This window comes from Pseudomonas sp. B611, assembly GCF_055407965.1.
Genome location: NZ_JBUZST010000001.1, coordinates 97,565 through 117,880, shown reverse-complemented (window position 1 = coordinate 117,880; position 20,316 = coordinate 97,565). Strand labels below are relative to the sequence as shown.

The following is a 20,316-nucleotide window of genomic DNA, read 5'->3' as shown; positions in this document are numbered from 1 at the left end:
CCTTGCGAGATATCCCCATGACCCATCGTATTATTATCGTCGGCGGCGGCGCCGGCGGCCTGGAGTTGGCTACCCGCCTGGGTAAGACTCTGGGCAAGCGCGGCACCGCCAGCATCACGCTGGTGGACGCCAACCTGACCCATATCTGGAAGCCCTTGCTCCACGAAGTCGCTGCCGGTTCGCTGAATTCTTCGGAAGACGAACTCAATTATGTTGCCCAAGCCAAATGGAACCACTTCGAGTTCCAGCTGGGGCGCATGAGCGGGTTGGATCGTGAACAGAAGAAAATCCAGCTGGCCGCTACCCTCGATGAAGAAGGCCGTGAGCTGGTACCCGCGCGCGTGCTGGGTTATGACAGCCTGGTCATCGCTGTCGGCAGCACCACCAACGACTTCGGCACCGAGGGCGCGGCGCAGCACTGCCTGTTCCTCGACACGCGCAAGCAGGCCGAGCGTTTCCACCAGCAACTGCTCAACCACTATCTACGCGCCCATGCCGGGCAAACCGATGCGGTCGAGCAGATCAGCGTCGCCATCGTCGGCGCCGGTGCCACGGGCGTCGAATTGGCCGCCGAGCTGCATAACGCCGCCCATGAACTGGCAGCCTATGGCCTGGACCGCATCAAGCCGGAAAACATGCACATCACCTTGATCGAAGCCGGCCCACGGGTATTGCCTGCCCTGCCGGAGCGGATTGGCGGGCCTGTGCATAAAACCCTGGAGAAGCTCGGTGTGACCGTGCTGACAGACTCGGCGGTGAGCGAAGTGACGGCCGACGCGCTGATCACCAGCAGTGGCCAGGTGATTCCCGCCAGCCTGAAGGTGTGGGCGGCGGGGATTCGCGCACCGGGTTTCCTCAAGGACATCGATGGCCTGGAAACCAACCGCATCAACCAATTGCAGGTGTTGCCGACGCTGCAAACCACCCGTGACGAGAACATTTTTGCCTTCGGCGACTGCGCGGCCTGCCCGCAACCGGGCACAGACCGCAACGTGCCGCCACGGGCCCAGGCCGCTCACCAGCAGGCTTCACTGTTGGCCAAGTCGCTGAAGCTGCGCATCGAAGGCAAGGACCTGCCGAGCTACAAATACACCGACTACGGCTCGCTGATCTCGCTGTCGCGCTTCTCGGCGGTGGGCAATCTGATGGGCAACCTGACTGGCAGCGTAATGCTGGAAGGCTGGTTGGCGCGGATGTTCTATGTGTCGCTGTACCGCATGCACCAGATGGCGCTGTATGGCTTCTTCCGTACAGCAATGCTGATGCTGGGTAGCAAGATTGGCCGAGGCACCGAGCCACGCCTCAAATTGCATTAACAACCGGGTCTAGAATGTGACCTGGTAAATGTGGGAGCGGGCTTGCTCGCGAAAGCGGTGTGTCAGTCAGTACATCTGGCACTGAACCACCGCTTTCGCGAGCAAGCCCGCTCCCACATTTTTTTGCGCTGAACTTGAGGTTATTCAACAGGCAAAAAAAATCCCCGTATCTTTCGATACGAGGATTTTTAATATGGTCGGGGTAAGGGGATTCGAACTCCTGACATCCTGCTCCCAAAGCAGGCGCGCTACCGGACTGCGCTATACCCCGGTAAAAAAAAGGCGACCTTTCAGTCGCCTTCTTCGATCAGTGCTTTTGGCCTCTGATCTTAAGATCTGATCCCAGCGTTAACTGGTTTCAAAAATGGTGGGTCGTGTGGGATTCGAACCTACGACCAATTGGTTAAAAGCCAACTGCTCTACCAACTGAGCTAACGACCCAAAAATGGTCGGGGTAGGGGGATTCGAACTCCCGACATCCTGCTCCCAAAGCAGGCGCGCTACCGGACTGCGCTATACCCCGGTTTGAAATTGGCTCCGTGACCAGGACTCGAACCTGGGACCCAATGATTAACAGTCATTTGCTCTACCGACTGAGCTATCACGGAACTACATATTTCAAAGTACAACTTCTACTGCGGTGTAACCTTCTCTTCGAGTCTTCCGTATCGCTACGTTGTCATGTCTGAGGCGCGCTATTCTACAATCTTAAAAACCCCTGTCAACCCTTTAAATTGCTTTTAAGACAATGATTTGCGCTTGTTTCTGATTTCTTCTTGGGGAGAAGAAACCCGTGGGCTGACGTTGTTGCGGGGCGCACTTTACTAGCCTTTTCCTTACAGTTCAACGCCCTATCGAAAAAAAAGGCCCCGCGATGCGGGGCCTTCTTTTATAGCGCCAGTGACTGGGCTCAGTGGAAGACGATTTCGTCGTTCTCCACCGTCGCCGCGACGCTGGTGCCAGGCATGAAGCTGCCCGACAGGATCAGCTGCGCCAGCGGGTTTTCGATCCAGCGCTGGATCGCACGTTTCAGAGGCCGTGCGCCATACACCGGGTCGTAGCCAACCGCGATCAGCTTGTCCAACGCCTCGCTGCTCAGCTCCAGGGCCAGCTCGCGCTCGGCCAGCCGGCTGCGCAGGCGACCCAGTTGGATCTCGGTGATGCCTGCGATCTGATCCCGTGCCAGAGGCTCGAAGATCACCACTTCATCGACCCGGTTGATAAATTCCGGGCGGAAGTGGCTGGTCAGCGCATCCATCACCGCAGCACGCTGGCCTTCACGATCACCGACCAATTCCTGGATCTGCGCCGAGCCCAGGTTGGAGGTCATCACGATCACCGTGTTGCGGAAGTCCACGGTGCGTCCGTGGCTGTCCGTCAGCCGGCCATCTTCCAACACTTGCAGCAACACGTTGAACACATCCGGGTGAGCCTTCTCGACCTCATCCAGCAGGATCACCGAGTAAGGCTTACGCCGCACAGCTTCGGTCAGGTAGCCACCTTCCTCGTAGCCCACATAGCCTGGTGGTGCGCCGATCAAGCGAGCCACCGAGTGTTTCTCCATGAATTCGGACATATCGATCCGCACCATGGCCTCTTCAGTATCAAAGAGGAACTCGGCCAAGGCTTTGCACAGCTCGGTCTTACCCACGCCGGTCGGGCCGAGGAACATAAACGAGCCGCTCGGACGGTTCGGGTCGGACAACCCGGCCCGCGAACGCCGCACCGCGTTGGACACGGCCACCACGGCTTCTTCCTGGCCAATCACACGTTGGTGCAACAGGCTTTCCATCTTCAGCAGCTTGTCGCGCTCGCCTTCGAGCATTTTCGACACCGGAATGCCGGTCCACTTCGAGACGACTTCGGCAATTTCTTCCTCGGTCACCTTGCTGCGCAGCAACTGGTTCTCGGCTTTGCCGTGCTGGTCAACCATTTGCAGGCTGCGTTCCAGGTCCGGGATCACCCCGTACTGCAACTCGGCCATGCGGTTCAGGTCGCCTTTACGGCGTGCGGCTTCCAGTTCCTGGCGGGACTGCTCGATTTTCTGCTGGATCTGCGCAGAGCCCTGCACTTCGGCTTTTTCCGAGGTCCAGATTTCTTCCAGGTCCGAATACTCGCGTTCCAGACGGACGATTTCTTCCTGGAGTTTTTCCAGGCGTTTTTTCGCCGCGTCGTCTTCTTCTTTCTTCAGGGCCTGGGATTCAACTTTCAGCTGAATCAGGCGCCGATCCAGACGGTCGAGCACTTCCGGCTTGGAGTCGATCTCCATGCGGATGCGGCTGGCCGCTTCGTCGATCAAGTCGATGGCCTTGTCAGGCAACTGACGATCAGTGATATAGCGATGGCTCAATTTCGCCGCCGCAATGATCGCACCGTCAGTGATCGCCACCTTATGGTGGACCTCATAACGCTCTTTCAGGCCACGCAGGATCGCGATGGTGTCCTCTTCGCTCGGCTCTTCCACCAGCACTTTCTGGAAGCGACGCTCAAGGGCCGCATCCTTTTCAATGTACTGGCGATACTCGTTGAGCGTCGTGGCACCGACGCAGTGCAACTCACCCCGCGCCAACGCTGGCTTGAGCATGTTGCCCGCATCCATGGAGCCTTCGCCTTTACCGGCGCCGACCATGGTGTGCAGTTCGTCGATAAACAGAATGATCTGCCCTTCCTGCTTCGACAGTTCATTGAGCAGGGATTTCAGGCGCTCTTCGAACTCGCCACGGAACTTGGCACCGGCGATCAACGCCCCCATGTCCAGGGACAGCAGGCGCTTGCCTTTAAGGCCGTCCGGCACTTCACCATTGATGATGCGCTGGGCCAGACCTTCGGCAATCGCGGTTTTACCCACGCCAGGCTCACCGATCAGCACCGGGTTGTTCTTGGTGCGACGTTGCAACACCTGGATGGTGCGACGAATTTCATCGTCACGCCCGATCACCGGGTCAAGCTTGCCGTCTTCGGCGCGCCTGGTCAGGTCGACGGTGTATTTATCCAGGGCCTGGCGCGACTCCTCATGGTTGGGGTCGTTCACCGCGTCGCCGCCACGCAGGTTGTTGATGGCATTTTCCAGGGCTTTCTTGCTCACGCCCTGGCCCAGCAACAACTTGCCGAGTTTGCTGTTTTCGTCCATGGCGGCGAGCAGCACCAGTTCGCTGGAGATGAACTGGTCGCCCTTTTGCTGGGCCAGGCGGTCCGCTTGGTTAAGCAGGCGCGCCAAGTCCTGGGACATATTCACGTCGCCGGTCGGATTTTGGATTTTCGGCAGTTGGTCGAGCTCTTTGCTCAACTCCTTGCGCAGGCTGTTGACGTCGAAGCCCACCTGCATCAGCAAGGGCTTGATAGAACCACCTTGCTGCTCCAGGAGCGCCTGCATCAAGTGCGCAGGCTCAATGGCCGGGTGGTCGAGGCCCACCGCCAGGGATTGAGAGTCAGATAATGCCAACTGCAATTTGCTGGTTAAACGATCAATACGCATTAGTCACCTTCCTTTTGAGCAGGCCGGAGATATAAAACATCCTGAATGAAGAAACCTGCCAGATACCCTTATAGATGGGGTGGATTCTGGGAGTTTCAAGCGCCGGGCAGTTGACGCAAGTCAGAAGAGTCTAGCGGTCAAGCCAGATAAGGGAGGCAAACCGGCCGGTACGAGGACTGCGGCGGTAAGAAAAGAAGCGCGGATCGGTCACGGTACAGAAACCGCCACCATAAACAGCGGTGACGCCGCGTGCGGCAAGGCGCAGGCGAGCGAGCTTATAGATGTCGGCCATGAACTTGCCGGGGTTGCGACTGGGCACGAAGGCTTCAGCGGTGATCGGCAGTTGCTGCATGAAGGCTTCGCGCACTTCCGGGCCGACCTCAAAGGCTTGCGGGCCAATGGCCGGGCCGAGCCAGACCAGAACTTCGCCGGGCTCGGTATCCAGGCTTTCAAAAGCGGCTTCCAGCACGCCCGCCGCCAGGCCACGCCAACCGGCATGAGCGGCGGCGACGCGAGTGCCAGCACGGTTGCAGAACAGTGCGGGCAGGCAATCGGCAGTCATTGAGGTGCAAGCGATGCCAGGGGTGCTGGTCCAACTGCCATCGGCTTCAGCGGTGCGGCCTGGGTCAGCTTCGACCACGGTCACACCATGAACCTGACGCAGCCAGGCCGGCTGGATAGCAAAGGCATCACTTAAACGACGGCGATTCTCAAGGACGGCCTCCAGGCTGTCCTCGACGTGATCGCCCAGGTTGAGGCTGTCGAACGGCGCCAGGCTGACGCCGCCCGCACGGGTGGTAACGCAGGCTTTTACCCGAGCCGGCGCGGGCCAGTCAGGAATCAGCCAGTCACTCATCCGATAAACGCCTCGCGATCCTGCTTGAGCAGCGACAGCAACCAGACCAAATCGTCTGGCAAAGGCGATTCCCAGCTCATGCGCTTACCGCTCGTCGGATGATCCAGCTCCAGGAAACGTGCATGCAGTGCCTGGCGCGGGAACGACTTCAGCGATTCGACCATGGTCTGACTCGCCGCTGGCGGAATACGGAAGCGGCCGCCGTAGGCCGGATCTCCGACCAACGGGAAGTTGATGTGGGCCATGTGCACGCGAATCTGGTGGGTACGACCGGTTTCCAGCTTGACCCGCACGTGGGTGTGGGAACGGAAACGCTCCAGCACACGGTAGTGGCTGACGGCCTGCTTGCCACCTTCCATCACCGCCATACGCTGGCGCTGCTGGCCGTGACGACCGATCGGCGCGTTGATCTTGCCACCGGCCACCACGACACCGATCACGATGCACTCGTAGATGCGACTGACGCTGCGGCTCTGCAATTGTGTGACCAACTGCGTCTGCGCCTGAATGGTCTTGGCCACCACCATCAAGCCGGTGGTGTCCTTGTCCAGACGGTGCACGATGCCGCAGCGCGGGACATTGACGATGTCCGGCACGTGGTGCAGCAGGGCATTGAGCAAGGTGCCATCAGCGTGCCCGGCCGCCGGGTGTACCACCAGGCCTGCGGGTTTGTTGATGACCAGGATGTCGTCGTCTTCATAGACGATATCCAGCTCAATGTCCTGGGCGATCCATTCTCCCTGGGCTTCCTGCTCGGCAGTCAGCTCAAGAATCGCACCACCATGGACTATGTCTCGCGGGCGGATAACCGCTCCATCCACAGTCAGGCGGCCGTCTTTGATCCAGGCGGAAAGGCGCGAGCGCGAGTGCTCAGCGAATAATTGTGCGGCGACTTGATCGAGGCGTTGGCCGCCCAATTCGGACGGCACCTCTGCGCGAAGTTCAATTTTATCGGACATGCTCAGACTAGGCGTGGCACAGCCTTTGGTTTCGGCTGCGCGCTTGTGGTTAAATACGGCGTCTTTTGCCCCGAGGCTTTCAACGGGGCGCTCATCATAACAGGACGGCCCCGCCCAAGACAGCGGCCGTCATAGGGACGCAAGCCGCCATGCAAGTGAAACACCTGCTGCTGATCGCCATCCTCGCCATGACTGCTGCTTGCTCGTCAACAAAGGACGTCGTCGACGAAAACCTGAGCGAAGTCGAGTTGTACCAACTGGCTCAGAAAGACTTGGACAATAATAGCTACACCAGCGCCACAGCCAAGCTGAAGGCACTGGAGTCGCGTTATCCGTTCGGCCGCTACGCCGACCAGGCGCAGCTTGAGCTGATCTACGCCAACTACAAGAACGCCGAGCCGGAAGCTGCCAAGTCCGCTGCCGAGCGTTTTATCCGCCTGCATCCGCAGCACCCGAACGTGGACTACGCCTACTACCTCAAGGGCCTGACCTCGTTTGACCAGGACGTTGGCCTGCTGGCGCGCTTCCTGCCGCTGGACATGACCAAGCGTGACCCGGGCGCTGCCCGCGACTCCTACAACGAGTTCGCCCAGCTGACCAGCCGCTACCCGAACAGCCGCTACGCGCCGGACGCCAAGCAGCGCATGATCTACCTGCGCAACCTGCTGGCCTCCTACGAGATCCACGTTGCCCACTACTACCTGACCCGTCAGGCCTATGTCGCTGCCGCCAACCGTGGCCGCTATGTAGTGGAAAACTTCCAGGAAACCCCATCCGTGGGTGACGGCCTGGCCGTGATGACCGAGGCTTACCAGCGCCTGCACCTGGACGACCTGGCCAGCACCAGCCTGGAAACCCTGAAGCTGAACTACCCCGACCACCCAAGCCTGAAAGACGGCCAGTTCGTGCCGCAGGTCGCCGAAGCGGACAACCGCTCGTGGCTGAGCAAGTACACCCTGGGCCTGATCGAGTCCCGTCCACCGCTGCCGCCGGGCGAAACCCGCGCCAACCAGGACGTGATGAAGCAGTTCCAGGACGCCAAGGAAGCCATTCCTTCGGAGCTCAAGCCTCATGACGAGAACGGCGACGTAATCGAAGAAGAAGCCCCGCAAGCCCTGGGCAACAACCAGGACCGCTCGTGGTTCAGCTACATGACCTTCGGTGTGTTCGACTGATCCGTTGACGCAACGCAAAAAGGGAGCCCCACGGGGCTCCCTTTTTTATGGGCAAGCATTATTGCGCTGTGCGCCTGCGATGTCCTTGGCTAAACTGGCGCATTACCCGTCGAGAAGCTGCCCACCATGGTTCGTCTACTGTTCTGGATTGCCATCATTGCCGCCGCAGTATGGTTCTGGCGTAAATTCAAAAGCCCGGCTGCCAAACAGCAGCGCGCCGCCGAACCCGACGCCGCATTGATGGTGCGCTGCGCCCACTGCGGCGTGCATTTGCCGCAGAATCACGCCCTGAGCTCAGGCCAGGTGTGGTACTGCAGCCAGCCCCACCTGGAACAAGGGCCGAAGTCTATCCAGCGTTGATTCGACCTTGTGGGGCATATGGCGCCGGGTCGATGATCGGCGCACGCCCCAGCAACAAGTCGGCAAACAACTGGCAGGACGCCGGCGCCAGCACCAGGCCGTTGCGGTAATGCCCGCAGTTAAGCCACAAGCCATTGAACCCCGGCACTTGGCCGATATACGGAATGCCTTCCGGCGACCCCGGGCGCAAGCCTGCCCAATGCCCGACCACTTCGGCCTCGGCCAAGGCCGGAATCAGCTCGACCGCCGACGCCTTCAAGCTTTCCAGCGCAGTGTCGGTAGGCGTCTTGTCGAAACCCTCATGCTCCAGGGTGCTGCCAATCAAGATATGTCCGTCACGCCGCGGGATCGCATAACGCCCCTTGGCCAGGACCATGCTCGACAGGAAATCCGCAGCACACTTGTACAAGATCATCTGGCCTTTGACCGGCTCCACCGGTAGCGACAAGCCCAGCGTGCCCAGCAACTCACCGCTCCACGCCCCCGCCGCCAACACCACCTGATCGCCAAGGATCGGGCCGCCAGTGGTGTTCACCCCCACGACATTGCCGGCGTCCTGTACAAAACCGGTCACCTCGCATTGCTCATGCAGGGTCACACCCGGCAACGCCAACAACGCAGCCTTGAGGGACTTGACCAGCCGGGGATTGCGCACATTGGCGACATTGGCCATGAAGATCGCTTGGGAATAGCCGCCGCCCAACACCGGCACCGCATCATGGGCGGCCGAAACATCCACCTTGCTCAAGGGGCGGCCTTCACGTGCCGCCCAGGCCAGCGCTTCGGCTTCGTCTTCGAGATCGAGCCAGTACAAGCCGGTGGTGTGAACCTCAGGATCGACACCCGTGGCAGCAAACAGGCGCTCGGCCAGTTGTGGATAGAAATCCTGCGACCAATGGGCCAGCGCCGTGACCGCCGGGCTGTAGCGCCACGGGTACAACGGCGAAACAATCCCGCCGCCCGCCCAGGAAGACTCCTGCCCCACGCCGGCACGCTCCAGCAGCACCACCGCCTGCCCCTGGGTCGCCAGGTTGAACGCCGTCAACAAGCCGATTACGCCACCGCCGACCACCACCACTCGCTGTTGCTTAGCCATTATTCGATCCAGCCGATAAATAGGGACAAGCGCACCCGGCGCCCAATCATCCAGCACTGTCATCATTGCCCCCAGCACAGCGTGCGCGACATGTCCGGTGCTGCGCCAGGGTTGGCCCGCGCGCCGGTGCTGGTCAGGCTGAAGCCGCCGCAAGGGTCAGCGGCCATCACCGAGTCAGCAATGGGCGTGGCCTGCAGGCGGAAATCCTGAGGGTTCAATACAGCGGTGATTCTATAGCGATCATTGCCCGCACTGACGCCGCTGGCGTCAATAAAACTGCCATTACGTGCATAAAACCGCTCCAGGTACTGCGCCTGCTCGGTCAACAGCGCGACAATTTGCCCGCGATAGACCTTTTTGACCTGGCCGCTATACCCGGGGTAAGCAATCCCGGCCAGCACCCCGATGATTGCCACGGCAACCAGTAACTCGATCAGGGTAAAACCCCGGCTATCCTTGTCCATCCCACCGCTCCTTATTGAAGTTGCCGCCAGGCCACCCGCCGAAACCGCGAGCCGCCCTCCCCGTCTACCCGCGCGTACACGCTCTCCAAGACCGTGCGGGATTGGCCGCTTAGCCCAACCGCCGTCACTCGATACACGGCGGCCGATACTTGCAGCGGTAAATGAGCCAGCCCCACGGCAGGCCCCAAGGACTGAATGCCGTAGAAACCACCCTTGAGAGCGACCCAGGTGACGCCAGAAATAGGATTCGCACCGGCGACATTCAATGAAAATGCTTCACTCGGCGGCGCGCAGGTGACGACGGACCGGCACACCGGCAAGGCCGCCGATACCCGCTGTACGACCGACTCCCCCAGCCTCAGCCCACTTTCGGCACTTTGCAGCGACTGGTTGCGATGCCACAGGCTCGCGGCGGCCTTCTGCTGGGACACCGCACCCTGCATCGACGCCAAGCCCATCAGCGACAACAACAGCAGGAACACCAGGCTGATCAGCAGCACCATGCCCGCCTGCCGCACATTTGCGCGTAGAGAAATACCCATGCTCGCCCTACCCCAGTCGGTTTCGCAGCGCCGCCACAACGCTGTAGGTTTGCGCCTTGACCCGCCCCGTGGGGTCCTGCAGCGTCATCAGGATGCGTACGCTGCGGATCAGGGATTCATCACCGGGACTGGCGTCATAACGCACCACTTCCTCCGAGGAGGGCTCGGCGGCCACGCCGAAATTGATAGCGAATGCCTGCACGTTATCCACCAGCACCGCCTTGGCCGGTGCCGCAGGCGTACTGACCTTCAACTGGCCCGCCTCGAAGGTGTAGGTGATTTGTCGTAACGCAAAACCAATCTGCCCAGGCAAAGGCACTGGCGCACTGCCAGTGAACGCCTCGGCTGTCCCCGTGCAATCGGACAGCACCGTCCAGTCGGGCTTGCCACCACCATCGCCGACATCCGCCGTCACCAACGTCAGCGACGCTGAACCATTCCCGGCACTCCAGCGCACGGGCTGATCAAAGGCCGCCGGGGCATTCTCGATAAACGCCAGGCCCAGGCAGCCAAACATGCCCGCCTGGCGGATATCCTGAATCATCTTGCCAAGCACAAACCGCGCATCATCCTGCAGCAACATCGCCGCCTGCTGGCTGGCCTGTGTCACGCGGGAGCTGATCACCACCTGGCTGCCCCCAGCCACCAGTACCAGCCCGATAGCCAGCGCCAGCAGCAACTCAATCAGGCTGAAACCGCGAAGACGCGAGGTCATGGCAGCACCCCGGGCTCATGACCGATTCGGCTGGTCAGGGTAAAGGTCTCGCGTGCGTCGCTGGTGTCTGTGGCCCGTCGGTCATCCCAACTGATGGTGACGGTCACTTCATTGGCGCTGACCGCCACCGAGCCTTTGGCACTCGGCCCGGCAAACTCGAGGATATTGGCTTCGAAATCATGCAGATCCAGGTCACGCACATTGGCGCTGGCACTGCTTGCCGGTGCACGTTCTGCACGGCCCCACGCGTAGTCGGCAGCAGCGTTGGCGCGGATGCGGTCGAGCATGTCGTAGGCAATGAAACTGGCCTGGCTGACCATCCTGGAACTGTCGGTGTACTTGAGCGCATTGAGCTGGATAGCGGCCGCGCCCAACAGGCCAACGGCGAGAATCAACAGGGCGACCAGCACTTCGATGAGCGTCATGCCGGTTTGACGCCGGGGCAAGGCGCTGGAGAAAAACGTGTTCGGGCAGGCAAGCATTACCATCGTCGTCCGTGTCGAAGGCCAAAAAAGAAGCAGGAAAACCTGCTGTGCAGCCCAAGACTAGCGCCGGTTTTTCAACCGTGGCGCTGCCGGAACAAAGGGAAATACTTTGGACAAGAAGGCCATCATCCAGGGTCAAGGCGCAGGCGCTATACCTAGGACTGCACCCACATCCACGGAGGGATGACCTATGCAACAACGCGGTTTCACCCTGATTGAACTACTGCTCGGACTGATCATGAGCGGCATCCTGGCCAACCTGGCAGTGCCCAGTTTCAGGCACCTGCTCGAATCACAGCAACGACATAACGCAGCACAATCCCTGGCAGGAGGGCTGCGCTACGCGCGTACCGAAGCCATCGCGCGCAACCGGGCCGTAGTCATTCATGCGCAGGACGAAGACTGGAGCCGAGGTTGGCGGGTGATCGTGGATGTGAGCGGGCGCGGCCACCTGGACGAGGGCAATCCGGTGTTGCTGGAACACCAGGACAGCGGGCGCGTGGCGATTGTCGGCAATGGCCCGGTCAAGAGCCAGGTGCGCTTCAGCGGGCTGGGCGAACCGGTATTTTCAGGCGGGGGGTTTCGGGCGGGCACTGTGCATGTGTGCGCCACCGACCAGGCGCAAAGCCAGTACCAAGTGGTACTGGCACCCAGCGGGCGCATCAGCCTGCGCAGCGACAGGGCCGAACAGGCATTGTGCCGGAGTTACTCCAGCACCCTGGCACTCAGAGCAACGAGCGAACCCGCAGCTCCTTGGGCATGGAGAAAGTGATGTTTTCTTCACGGCCGGCCAACTCATCGGCACCGGTGGCGCCCCATGCATGCAACTGCTGGATCACGCCGCGCACCAGGACTTCCGGGGCCGAGGCACCGGCGGTGATGCCGATACGTTCGACGCCATCGAACCAGCTGCGTTGCATGTCTTCCGCGCCGTCGATCAGGTACGCCGGTGTAGCCATGCGCTCGGCCAGCTCGCGCAGGCGGTTGGAGTTGGAGCTGTTAGGGCTGCCGACCACCAGGACCACATCGCACTCGTTGGCCAGTTGCTTGACTGCGTCCTGGCGGTTTTGCGTGGCGTAGCAGATGTCGTCCTTGCGCGGGCCACCGATGGCCGGGAAGCGACTGCGCAGGGCGTCGATCACGCGGCTGGTATCGTCCATGGACAACGTTGTCTGGGTCACGAATGCCAGGCGCTCGGGATTGCGCACCTGCAGGTTGGCGACGTCTTTTTCATCTTCGACCAGGTAGATGGCGCCACCATTGCTGGCGTCGTACTGGCCCATGGTGCCTTCTACTTCTGGGTGCCCGGCGTGGCCGATCAGGATGCACTCACGGCCATCACGGCTGTAGCGTGCAACTTCGATGTGCACCTTGGTTACCAGCGGGCAGGTGGCGTCGAAGACCTTCAGGCCACGGCCTGCGGCCTCGGTGCGCACCGCCTGGGAAACACCGTGGGCGCTGAAGATGACGATCACGTCGTCCGGCACCTGGTCGAGTTCTTCGACGAAGATGGCGCCGCGTGCGCGCAGGTCTTCGACCACGAATTTGTTGTGGACGACTTCATGGCGCACGTAGATCGGCGGCCCGAAGACTTCCAGGGCGCGGTTGACGATTTCGATCGCACGGTCCACGCCGGCGCAGAAGCCACGGGGGTTGGCGAGTTTGATGTGCATGCTGTGCCTCGTGTCTTGCAGCCACTTGGGTTCAAGCTAGACGCTAACCCACCTGACAATAGAGATCAAAGGTGGGAGCGGGCTTGCTCGCGAATGCGGTGGGTCAGTAAATACATCTGTTGACTGACACTCAGCATTCGCGAGCAAGCCCGCTCCCACATTTTTAACCGCGTCGTTGATCAGAGCGCTTTAACGTCGATGATTTCAACGTCAAAGGTCAAGGTTTTACCGGCCAACGGGTGGTTGAAGTCGATGGTCACTTGCGTGTCATCGAAGGTTTTCACCACGCCAGGCAATTCGGTATTCGCCGCATCATTGAAGATCACCAGCAAGCCTTCCGACAGGTCCATGCCTTCGAACTGCGAACGCGGGATGATCTGCACGTTTTGCGGGTTGGGCTGGCCAAAGGCGTTTTCCGGCAGGATCTGCAGGTTGCGCTTGTCGCCAGCCTTGAAGCCGAACAGGGCCGCTTCGAAACCCGGCAGCAGGTTGCCGTCGCCGACCTTGAAGGTCGCCGGGGCTTTGTCGAACGTGCTGTCGACCGTGTCGCCATTCTCCAGGCGCAGTGCGAAATGCAAGGTGACTTCCGTGTTCTGGCCGATGCGTTGCTCAGCCAATACCTGATCAGTCATTGACGGTCTCTCCGGTTTTCTTACTTTTGAACATGTCCAACGCCAGCATGATCGCACCGACGGTGATGGCGCTGTCGGCAAAGTTGAACGCCGGGAAGTACCAGCGGTTCTGCCAATGCACGAGGATAAAGTCGATCACATGGCCCAGGGCAATGCGGTCGTACAGGTTGCCCAGCGCGCCGCCCAGTACCAGGGCCAGCGCGATGGCCAGCCAGGTGTCGTCGCGGCCCAGGCGCTTGAGCCAGACCACCAGCACCGCACTGACCACCACGGCAATCAGGGCGAACAGCCAGCGCTGCCAGCCGCCACCGTCGGCGAGGAAGCTGAACGCCGCGCCGGTGTTGTAGGCCAGGGTCCAGCTGAAGTAGTCAGGGATGACCACGATTTGCTGGTACATCTGCAAGGCGCCTTCGAAGTGAGCCTTGCTGACCTGGTCGATGACCAGGACCAGCACGCTCAGTACGAGCCAGCCCAGGCGTCCATAACGACTGGCTGCATTAGGCATAGTGACGAACCTCGCCCGCACCGCTGATGTTGTCGACGCAACGACCACAGATTTCCGGGTGCTCAGGGTTCACGCCGACATCTTCACGGCAGTGCCAGCAACGGGCGCACTTGGCGAAGGCCGACTTGACCACCTTGAGCTTGAGGCCCGGCACTTCGGTGGCGACTGCGTCCGCCGGGGCCTGGGCGAATGGCGCCAGGCTCGCGGTGGAGGTGATCAGCACGAAGCGCAGCTCGTTGCTCAGCTTGGCCAGGTCGGCGGTGAGGCCTTCCTCGGCAAACAGGGTGACTTCGGCTTGCAGGTTGCCACCGACGGCCTTGGCCGCACGCTGCACTTCCAGCTCCTTGTTCACCGCAACCTTGACGGCCATCACGCCTTCCCAGTACTCGCGGCCCAGTTCGAAGTCGGCCGGCAGTTCGGTCAGGCCTTCGTACCAGGTGTTGAGCATCACGGATTCGTTACGCTCGCCCGGCAGGTATTCCCACAGTTCGTCGGCGGTGAAGGCCAGGATCGGTGCGATCCAGCGCACCAGCGCTTCGGAGATGTGGTACAGCGCGGTCTGCGCCGAACGGCGTGCCTTGCTGTTGGCGCCGGTGGTGTACTGGCGGTCCTTGATGATGTCGAGATAGAAACCACCCAGCTCCTGCACGCAGAAGTTGTGGATCTTCGAGTAGACGTTCCAGAAGCGGTATTCGCCGTAGTTTTCCTGCAACTCGCGCTGCAGCAACAGGGTACGGTCCACAGCCCAACGGTCCAGGGCGAGCATGTCCTCGGCCGGCAGGATGTCGGTGGCCGGGTTGAAACCGGTCAGGTTCGACAGCAGGAAGCGTGCGGTATTTCGGATGCGACGGTAGGCATCGGCGCTGCGGGCCAGGATCTGGTCCGACACGGCGATTTCGCCGGAGTAGTCGGTCGACGCCACCCACAGACGCATGATGTCGGCGCCCAGGGTGTCGTTGATCTTCTTCGGCTCGATCACGTTTTTCAGCGACTTGGACATCTTGCGACCCGTCTCATCGACGGTGAAGCCGTGGGTCAGCAGTTCGCGGTACGGCGCGTGGTTATCGATGGCGCAACCGGTCAACAGGGACGAGTGGAACCAGCCACGGTGTTGGTCCGAGCCTTCCAGGTACAGGTCGGCGCGCGGGCCGGTCTCGTGACCCATCGGGTGCGAGCCGCGCAGGACGTGCCAGTGGGTGGTGCCCGAGTCGAACCACACGTCGAGGGTGTCGCTGATCTTGTCGTACTGCGGCGCTTCGTCGCCCAGCAATTCGGCGGCGTCCATCTTGAACCAGGCTTCGATGCCTTCCTGTTCAACGCGCTGGGCCACGACTTCCATCAGTTCGACGGTGCGTGGGTGCAGCTCGCCGCTTTCCTTGTTCAGGAAGAACGGGATCGGCACGCCCCAGTTACGCTGGCGCGAGATGCACCAGTCCGGGCGGTTGGCGATCATCGAGTGCAGGCGCGCCTGGCCCCAGGCCGGGACGAACTGGGTCTCTTCGATAGCCTTGATCGCGCGGTTGCGCAGGGTGTCGCCGCTGGTTGGCTCTTTGTCCATGCCGATGAACCACTGCGCGGTGGCGCGATAGATCAGCGGGGTCTTGTGGCGCCAGCAGTGCATGTAGCTGTGCTTGATGGTTTCGGTGTGCAACAGCGAACCGACTTCCTTCAGCTTGTCGATGATCGGCTCGTTGGCCTTGAAGATGAACTGGCCGCCGAAGAACTCCAGCGACGGCGCGTACACACCATTGCTCTGCACCGGGTTGAGGATGTCATCGTTGACCATGCCGTAGGCTTTGCAGGTCACGAAGTCGTCCACGCCGTAGGCCGGAGCGGAGTGAACCACGCCCGTGCCCGAACCCAGCTCAACGTAGTCAGCCAGGTACACCGGCGACAGACGGTCATAGAACGGATGACGGAAGTTGATCAGCTCCAACGCCTTGCCGGTGCTGGTCGCGATGACCGAACCTTGCAGCTCGTAGCGGGCCAGGCAGGCTTCGACCATTTCTTCGGCCAGCACCAGCAGGCGATCACCGACGTCCACCAGGGCGTAGGTGAATTCCGGGTGCACGTTCAGCGCCTGGTTGGCCGGGATGGTCCACGGGGTGGTGGTCCAGATCACGATGGCGGCAGGCTTGGCCAGCGATGCCAGGCCGAAGGCCTCGGCCAGCTTGGCGTCGTCGGCGATCGGGAAGGCCACGTCGATGGTCGAGGACTTCTTGTCTTCGTACTCGACTTCGGCTTCGGCCAGGGCCGAACCGCAGTCAAAGCACCAGTTCACGGGCTTGAGGCCCTTGAACACGAAACCGCCCTTGACGATTTCGGCCAAGGCACGGATTTCACCGGCCTCGTTCTTGAAGTTCATGGTCTTGTACGGGTTGTCCCATTCGCCAAGCACGCCCAGGCGGATGAATTCGGACTTCTGCCCTTCGATCTGCTCGGTGGCGTAGGCACGGCACAGTTCGCGGGTTTTATCCGCGCCCAGGTTCTTGCCGTGGGTCACTTCGACCTTGTGCTCGATCGGCAGGCCATGGCAGTCCCAGCCCGGGACATACGGCGCATCGAAGCCCGAAAGGGTCTTCGAACGCAGGATCATGTCCTTGAGAATCTTGTTCAGCGCATGACCGATGTGAATCGTGCCGTTGGCATAAGGAGGGCCGTCGTGCAGGACGAATTTCGGACGATCCTTGCCAATCTCGCGCAACTTTCCGTACAGGCCAATACTGTCCCAGCGCTGCAGGATCTGCGGTTCGCGCTGTGGCAGGCCGGCCTTCATTGGGAAGGCGGTGTCCGGAAGGTTTAGCGTGGCTTTATAGTCGGTCATTTAAGGCTCTTCGGTTAGCGATGGGCGCTAGGTGCGGCTAGTGCACGGGCGGCGGCGACATCCGCATTGATCGCCGTTTTCAACGCCTCAAGGGAGGCGAAACGCTGCTCTTCACGCAGCTTTTGGTGGAAAACCACCGTCAAACGCCGGTCATACAAATCACCGGCAAAATCCAAAAGGTGAACTTCCAGGTGGGCCTTGCCATCACCTGCAACCGTGGGCCTGACGCCTATGTTGGCGACTCCCGGCCACGGTTGGCCGTCGATATCGACACTCACCAGGTAAACCCCGGTGAGCGGCACACGACGGCGCTTGAGCTGCACGTTGGCGGTTGGCGTGCCCAGTTGGCGCGCCAGCTTCTGGCCGTGCAGGACCCGCCCGGCAATGCGGAACGGGCGACCGAGCAAACGCTCGGCCAACGCGAAGTCGGCAGCAGCCAGGGCGTTACGCACCTGGGTACTGCTCACGCGCAGGCCGTCCAGTTCGACGGTTTGCGCGGCTTCGACGGTAAAACCTTGGTTAGCGCCAGCCTTCTGCAGGAAATCGAAATCGCCGACGCGGTCGCACCCGAAACGGAAGTCGTCGCCGACCTCCAGGTGCTGCACGCCCAGGCCGTCCACCAGGATTCGGTCGACGAACTCGGCGGCGCTGAGGCTTTGCAAACGCTGGTTGAAGGCCAGGCAGAGGACACGGTCCACACCCTCTTCGGCCAGCAGTTGCAGCTTGTCCCGCAAGCGGGCCAGACGTGCCGGCGCCGTTTCGGGGCTGAAATATTCCCGCGGCTGTGGCTCAAATATCACCACGCAGCTGGGCACGCCCAACTCGACCGCACGCTCGCGCAGCCTGGCCAGGATAGCCTGGTGGCCACGGTGAACACCGTCAAAGTTGCCAATAGTGGCGACGCAGCCCCGATGCTGGGGGCGCAGGTTGTGGAGACCTCGAACCAGCTGCATAACGCGCTTCTTGCTCATAAAGTGGTCGATTATAACCACACCCAGCCCCGGACGACAGGCAACAGAACAGGCCAAATGGGTCGAATCGATAAAACAACGGTTTTATCGCGGCAAACGCTCTAGCCAATCGACTTGCGATTGAAATCCCGCAGGCGGAAGCCCTGCAACAGCAACATCCCGAAGTACACCACCACACCGGCCACGACCAGCACGCCAAGCCGCAGGAAACGCTCCAGCATATGGCCTTCGTCCCAGGCGGGCATAAAGTGCATCAGGCCGAGCAATACCGCCGACATCGCCGTCACCGCCACCACCAGTTTGAGGGCAAACAGGCCCCAGCCCGGCTGCGGCTGGAACATCTGCTGCTTGCGCAGTTGGTAGAACAGCAGCCCGGCGTTGATGCACGCGCCGGCACTGATGGCCAGGGCCAGGCCGGCATGGGCCAGCGGGCCGATAAACACCAGGTTGAGCAGTTGCGTGACGATCAGCGTGAAGATCGCGATTTTCACCGGCGTACGGATGTTTTGCTGGGCGTAGAAGCCCGGCGCCAGCACTTTGATCACGATGATGCCGAGCAAACCGACCGAGTAGGCCACCAGCGCGTGCTGCGTCATCAGGGCGTCATGGGCATCGAATTGACCGTACTGGAACAACGACACGGTCAGCGGCTCGGCCAGAATCCCCAGTGCCAGCGCGCACGGCAGCACCAGCACAAAACACAGGCGCAGGCCCCAGTCGAGGATGCGCGAGTATTCCTGACGGTCCTTGCTGGCGTAGGTGCGCGCCAGGGTCGGCAGCAGGATGGTGCCCAAGGCCACGCCGAGCACGCCGGACGGCAGTTCCATCAAGCGATCCGCGTAGTACATCCACGACACCGAACCCGAGACCAGCAGCGAGGCGAACGCGGTGTTGATGATCAGGGAAATCTGACTGACGGACACACCGAGGATCGCCGGCAACATATTGCGCATCACGCGCCAGACGCCGGTGTCCTTCAGATTGAGGCGCGGCAGCACCAGCATGCCGATCTTTTTCAGGTGCGGCAGTTGGTAGAGCAACTGTGCCAGGCCACCGGCCAGCACGGCCCAGCCCAGGGCCATGACCGGCGGATCGAAGTACGGCGTGAGGAACAGCGCGAAGATGATCATGCTGACGTTCAGCAGGGTCGGCACGAAGGCCGGCACCGAAAAACGGTTCCACGTGTTGAGGATCGCGCCGGCCAGGGATGACAGGGAAATCAGCAATATATAAGGAAAGGTCACCCGCAGCAGGTCAGTGGTCAGCGCGAATTTTTCCGGGGTATTGGCAAAACCGGGGGCCGTCGCCCAGATCACCCAGGGCGCAGCGAGCATGCCGAGGACGGTTACCAGCATCAGCACCAAAGTCAGCAGGCCCGACACGTAGGCAATAAAGGTGCGCGTCGCTTCCTCGCCCTGCTGGGTCTTGTATTCGGCCAGGATCGGCACGAACGCCTGGGAAAATGCGCCCTCGGCGAAGATCCGCCGCAGCAGGTTGGGCAGCTTGAACGCAATGAAGAAGGCGTCCGTGGCCATGCTGGCGCCAAAAATGCGCGCCAGCAGGGTGTCGCGCACGAAGCCCAAAACCCGCGAGATCATCGTGATAGAGCTGACGGCGGCCAACGATTTGAGGAGGTTCATTGAAAGAGTTTGCGCCTATTAGATAAACAGCAGGCGAACAACGCGCCTACTTATGCGATACTGCGCGCCTGCAACAGCACAGAGCCAAAGCTCGCGAGTTTACAGGTCAAGCGCCGGAAATAAATCACCCGCCTCTTCAGATCGACCACTCAGCAGTTCGCATCAGCCGCCCTTGACAACACATCAAGTCATCGGCATGATTCGCGGCCTATTTTGTTTGCTATTTCCTAAAAAGTCTTTCGAGGAGCTCGACGGTGGCCAACACACCTTCCGCCAAAAAACGTGCAAAACAGGCTGAGAAGCGTCGCAGCCACAACGCCAGCCTGCGTTCCATGGTTCGTACCTACATCAAGAATGTAGTTAAAGCCATCGACACCAAAGACGCTGAAAAAGCTCAAGCAGCTTACGTTCTGGCTGTGCCTGTTATCGACCGTATGGCCGATAAAGGCATCATCCACAAGAACAAGGCCGCTCGTCATAAGAGCCGTCTGAATGGCCACATCAAGGCTCTGAACGTCGCTGCAGCAGCCTAAGTGGTAACAACTGGCGCGTAACCCAGGTTGCGCAACAGTTAAGAAATGCCCCGTACCGAAAGGTGCGGGGCATTTTTGTTTGTCCACGGAATCAC

General features: G+C 60.8%; 19 protein-coding genes and 4 tRNA genes. 5 read left to right on the top strand and 18 right to left on the bottom strand.

Annotated features, from left to right (window positions below):
- Positions 1 to 17 precede the first annotated feature (17 nt).
- Positions 18 to 1,316, top strand: a complete 1,299-nt coding sequence (locus ACZRMO_RS00610; protein WP_207040114.1) for an NAD(P)/FAD-dependent oxidoreductase — start codon at positions 18 to 20, stop codon at positions 1,314 to 1,316.
- Between the two features lie 194 nt (positions 1,317 to 1,510).
- Here the strand turns inward: ACZRMO_RS00610 and ACZRMO_RS00605 are convergent.
- The 7 genes from ACZRMO_RS00605 to rluD form a co-directional block, all read right to left on the bottom strand.
- A tRNA-Pro gene (locus tag ACZRMO_RS00605) sits at positions 1,511 to 1,587 on the bottom strand.
- A 94-nt stretch (positions 1,588 to 1,681) separates the two neighbouring features.
- Positions 1,682 to 1,757, bottom strand: a tRNA-Lys gene (locus tag ACZRMO_RS00600).
- Between the two features lie 5 nt (positions 1,758 to 1,762).
- Positions 1,763 to 1,839, bottom strand: a tRNA-Pro gene (locus ACZRMO_RS00595).
- 9 nt (positions 1,840 to 1,848) lie between these two features.
- Positions 1,849 to 1,924, bottom strand: a tRNA-Asn gene (locus ACZRMO_RS00590).
- 302 nt (positions 1,925 to 2,226) lie between these two features.
- Entirely contained in the window at positions 2,227 to 4,791 is a 2,565-nt protein-coding gene (clpB, locus tag ACZRMO_RS00585) for an ATP-dependent chaperone ClpB (RefSeq protein WP_463971566.1), read from the bottom strand.
- A 130-nt stretch (positions 4,792 to 4,921) separates the two neighbouring features.
- A complete protein-coding gene (gene pgeF / locus ACZRMO_RS00580; RefSeq protein WP_463971565.1) occupies positions 4,922 to 5,647 on the bottom strand; it encodes a peptidoglycan editing factor PgeF in 726 nt (241 codons plus the stop codon).
- Positions 5,644 to 6,606: a 23S rRNA pseudouridine(1911/1915/1917) synthase RluD gene (gene rluD, locus ACZRMO_RS00575; RefSeq protein ID WP_017737920.1), complete on the bottom strand. Its 963-nt coding sequence runs from the start codon at positions 6,604 to 6,606 to the stop codon at positions 5,644 to 5,646. Before rluD ends, pgeF begins: the two co-directional genes overlap by 4 nt.
- 149 nt (positions 6,607 to 6,755) lie before the next feature.
- Between rluD and ACZRMO_RS00570 the strand changes: the two genes are divergently transcribed.
- Both ACZRMO_RS00570 and ACZRMO_RS00565 read left to right on the top strand, forming a co-directional pair.
- Positions 6,756 to 7,781 carry an outer membrane protein assembly factor BamD gene (locus ACZRMO_RS00570; RefSeq protein WP_124527531.1) on the top strand — a complete coding sequence of 342 codons (1,026 nt, stop codon included), beginning with the start codon at positions 6,756 to 6,758 and terminating at the stop codon, positions 7,779 to 7,781.
- 126 nt (positions 7,782 to 7,907) lie between these two features.
- Positions 7,908 to 8,141, top strand: coding sequence for a PP0621 family protein (locus tag ACZRMO_RS00565; protein ID WP_463971564.1), 234 nt, complete (start codon positions 7,908 to 7,910; stop codon positions 8,139 to 8,141).
- On the opposite strand, the gene thiO is transcribed toward ACZRMO_RS00565, so the two are convergent.
- From thiO to pilV, 5 genes are all read right to left on the bottom strand, one after another.
- On the bottom strand, positions 8,128 to 9,237 hold the full coding sequence (gene thiO, locus ACZRMO_RS00560; protein ID WP_463971563.1) for a glycine oxidase ThiO: 1,110 nt from the start codon (positions 9,235 to 9,237) through the stop codon (positions 8,128 to 8,130). The genes ACZRMO_RS00565 and thiO overlap by 14 nt on opposite strands.
- Before the next feature lie 62 nt (positions 9,238 to 9,299).
- Positions 9,300 to 9,701 carry a type IV pilin protein gene (locus ACZRMO_RS00555; RefSeq protein ID WP_463971562.1) on the bottom strand — a complete coding sequence of 134 codons (402 nt, stop codon included), beginning with the start codon at positions 9,699 to 9,701 and terminating at the stop codon, positions 9,300 to 9,302.
- Between the two features lie 11 nt (positions 9,702 to 9,712).
- Positions 9,713 to 10,243: a PilX N-terminal domain-containing pilus assembly protein gene (locus tag ACZRMO_RS00550; protein WP_463971561.1), complete on the bottom strand. Its 531-nt coding sequence runs from the start codon at positions 10,241 to 10,243 to the stop codon at positions 9,713 to 9,715.
- Between the two features lie 7 nt (positions 10,244 to 10,250).
- On the bottom strand, positions 10,251 to 10,958 hold the full coding sequence (locus ACZRMO_RS00545; RefSeq protein WP_463971560.1) for a PilW family protein: 708 nt from the start codon (positions 10,956 to 10,958) through the stop codon (positions 10,251 to 10,253).
- On the bottom strand, positions 10,955 to 11,440 hold the full coding sequence (gene pilV / locus ACZRMO_RS00540) for a type IV pilus modification protein PilV (protein WP_463971559.1): 486 nt from the start codon (positions 11,438 to 11,440) through the stop codon (positions 10,955 to 10,957). The genes ACZRMO_RS00545 and pilV overlap by 4 nt, the downstream gene beginning before the upstream one ends.
- A gap of 193 nt (positions 11,441 to 11,633) precedes the next feature.
- Between pilV and ACZRMO_RS00535 the strand changes: the two genes are divergently transcribed.
- Positions 11,634 to 12,215, top strand: coding sequence for a GspH/FimT family pseudopilin (locus tag ACZRMO_RS00535; RefSeq protein ID WP_463971558.1), 582 nt, complete (start codon positions 11,634 to 11,636; stop codon positions 12,213 to 12,215).
- Here ACZRMO_RS00535 and ispH read toward each other — a convergent pair.
- The 6 genes from ispH to murJ form a co-directional block, all read right to left on the bottom strand.
- Entirely contained in the window at positions 12,169 to 13,116 is a 948-nt protein-coding gene (gene ispH, locus ACZRMO_RS00530) for a 4-hydroxy-3-methylbut-2-enyl diphosphate reductase (RefSeq protein WP_124527538.1), read from the bottom strand. The two genes, ACZRMO_RS00535 and ispH, sit on opposite strands and share 47 nt — an antisense overlap.
- 179 nt (positions 13,117 to 13,295) lie before the next feature.
- Entirely contained in the window at positions 13,296 to 13,733 is a 438-nt protein-coding gene (locus ACZRMO_RS00525) for an FKBP-type peptidyl-prolyl cis-trans isomerase (protein WP_177325344.1), read from the bottom strand.
- A 7-nt stretch (positions 13,734 to 13,740) separates the two neighbouring features.
- Positions 13,741 to 14,253 (bottom strand): signal peptidase II, encoded by a 513-nt coding sequence (gene lspA / locus ACZRMO_RS00520; RefSeq protein ID WP_463971557.1) that lies wholly within the window; start codon positions 14,251 to 14,253, stop codon positions 13,741 to 13,743.
- Positions 14,246 to 17,077 (bottom strand): isoleucine--tRNA ligase, encoded by a 2,832-nt coding sequence (gene ileS, locus ACZRMO_RS00515; protein WP_463971556.1) that lies wholly within the window; start codon positions 17,075 to 17,077, stop codon positions 14,246 to 14,248. Before ileS ends, lspA begins: the two co-directional genes overlap by 8 nt.
- A gap of 14 nt (positions 17,078 to 17,091) precedes the next feature.
- Positions 17,092 to 18,030, bottom strand: a complete 939-nt coding sequence (ribF, locus tag ACZRMO_RS00510) for a bifunctional riboflavin kinase/FAD synthetase (RefSeq protein ID WP_177414097.1) — start codon at positions 18,028 to 18,030, stop codon at positions 17,092 to 17,094.
- Between the two features lie 119 nt (positions 18,031 to 18,149).
- Positions 18,150 to 19,688, bottom strand: coding sequence for a murein biosynthesis integral membrane protein MurJ (murJ, locus tag ACZRMO_RS00505; protein WP_017737906.1), 1,539 nt, complete (start codon positions 19,686 to 19,688; stop codon positions 18,150 to 18,152).
- 254 nt (positions 19,689 to 19,942) lie between these two features.
- Here murJ and rpsT point away from each other — a divergent pair, with 254 nt between their 5' ends.
- Positions 19,943 to 20,221, top strand: a complete 279-nt coding sequence (gene rpsT, locus ACZRMO_RS00500; RefSeq protein ID WP_003171647.1) for a 30S ribosomal protein S20 — start codon at positions 19,943 to 19,945, stop codon at positions 20,219 to 20,221.
- Positions 20,222 to 20,316: the final 95 nt, after the last annotated feature.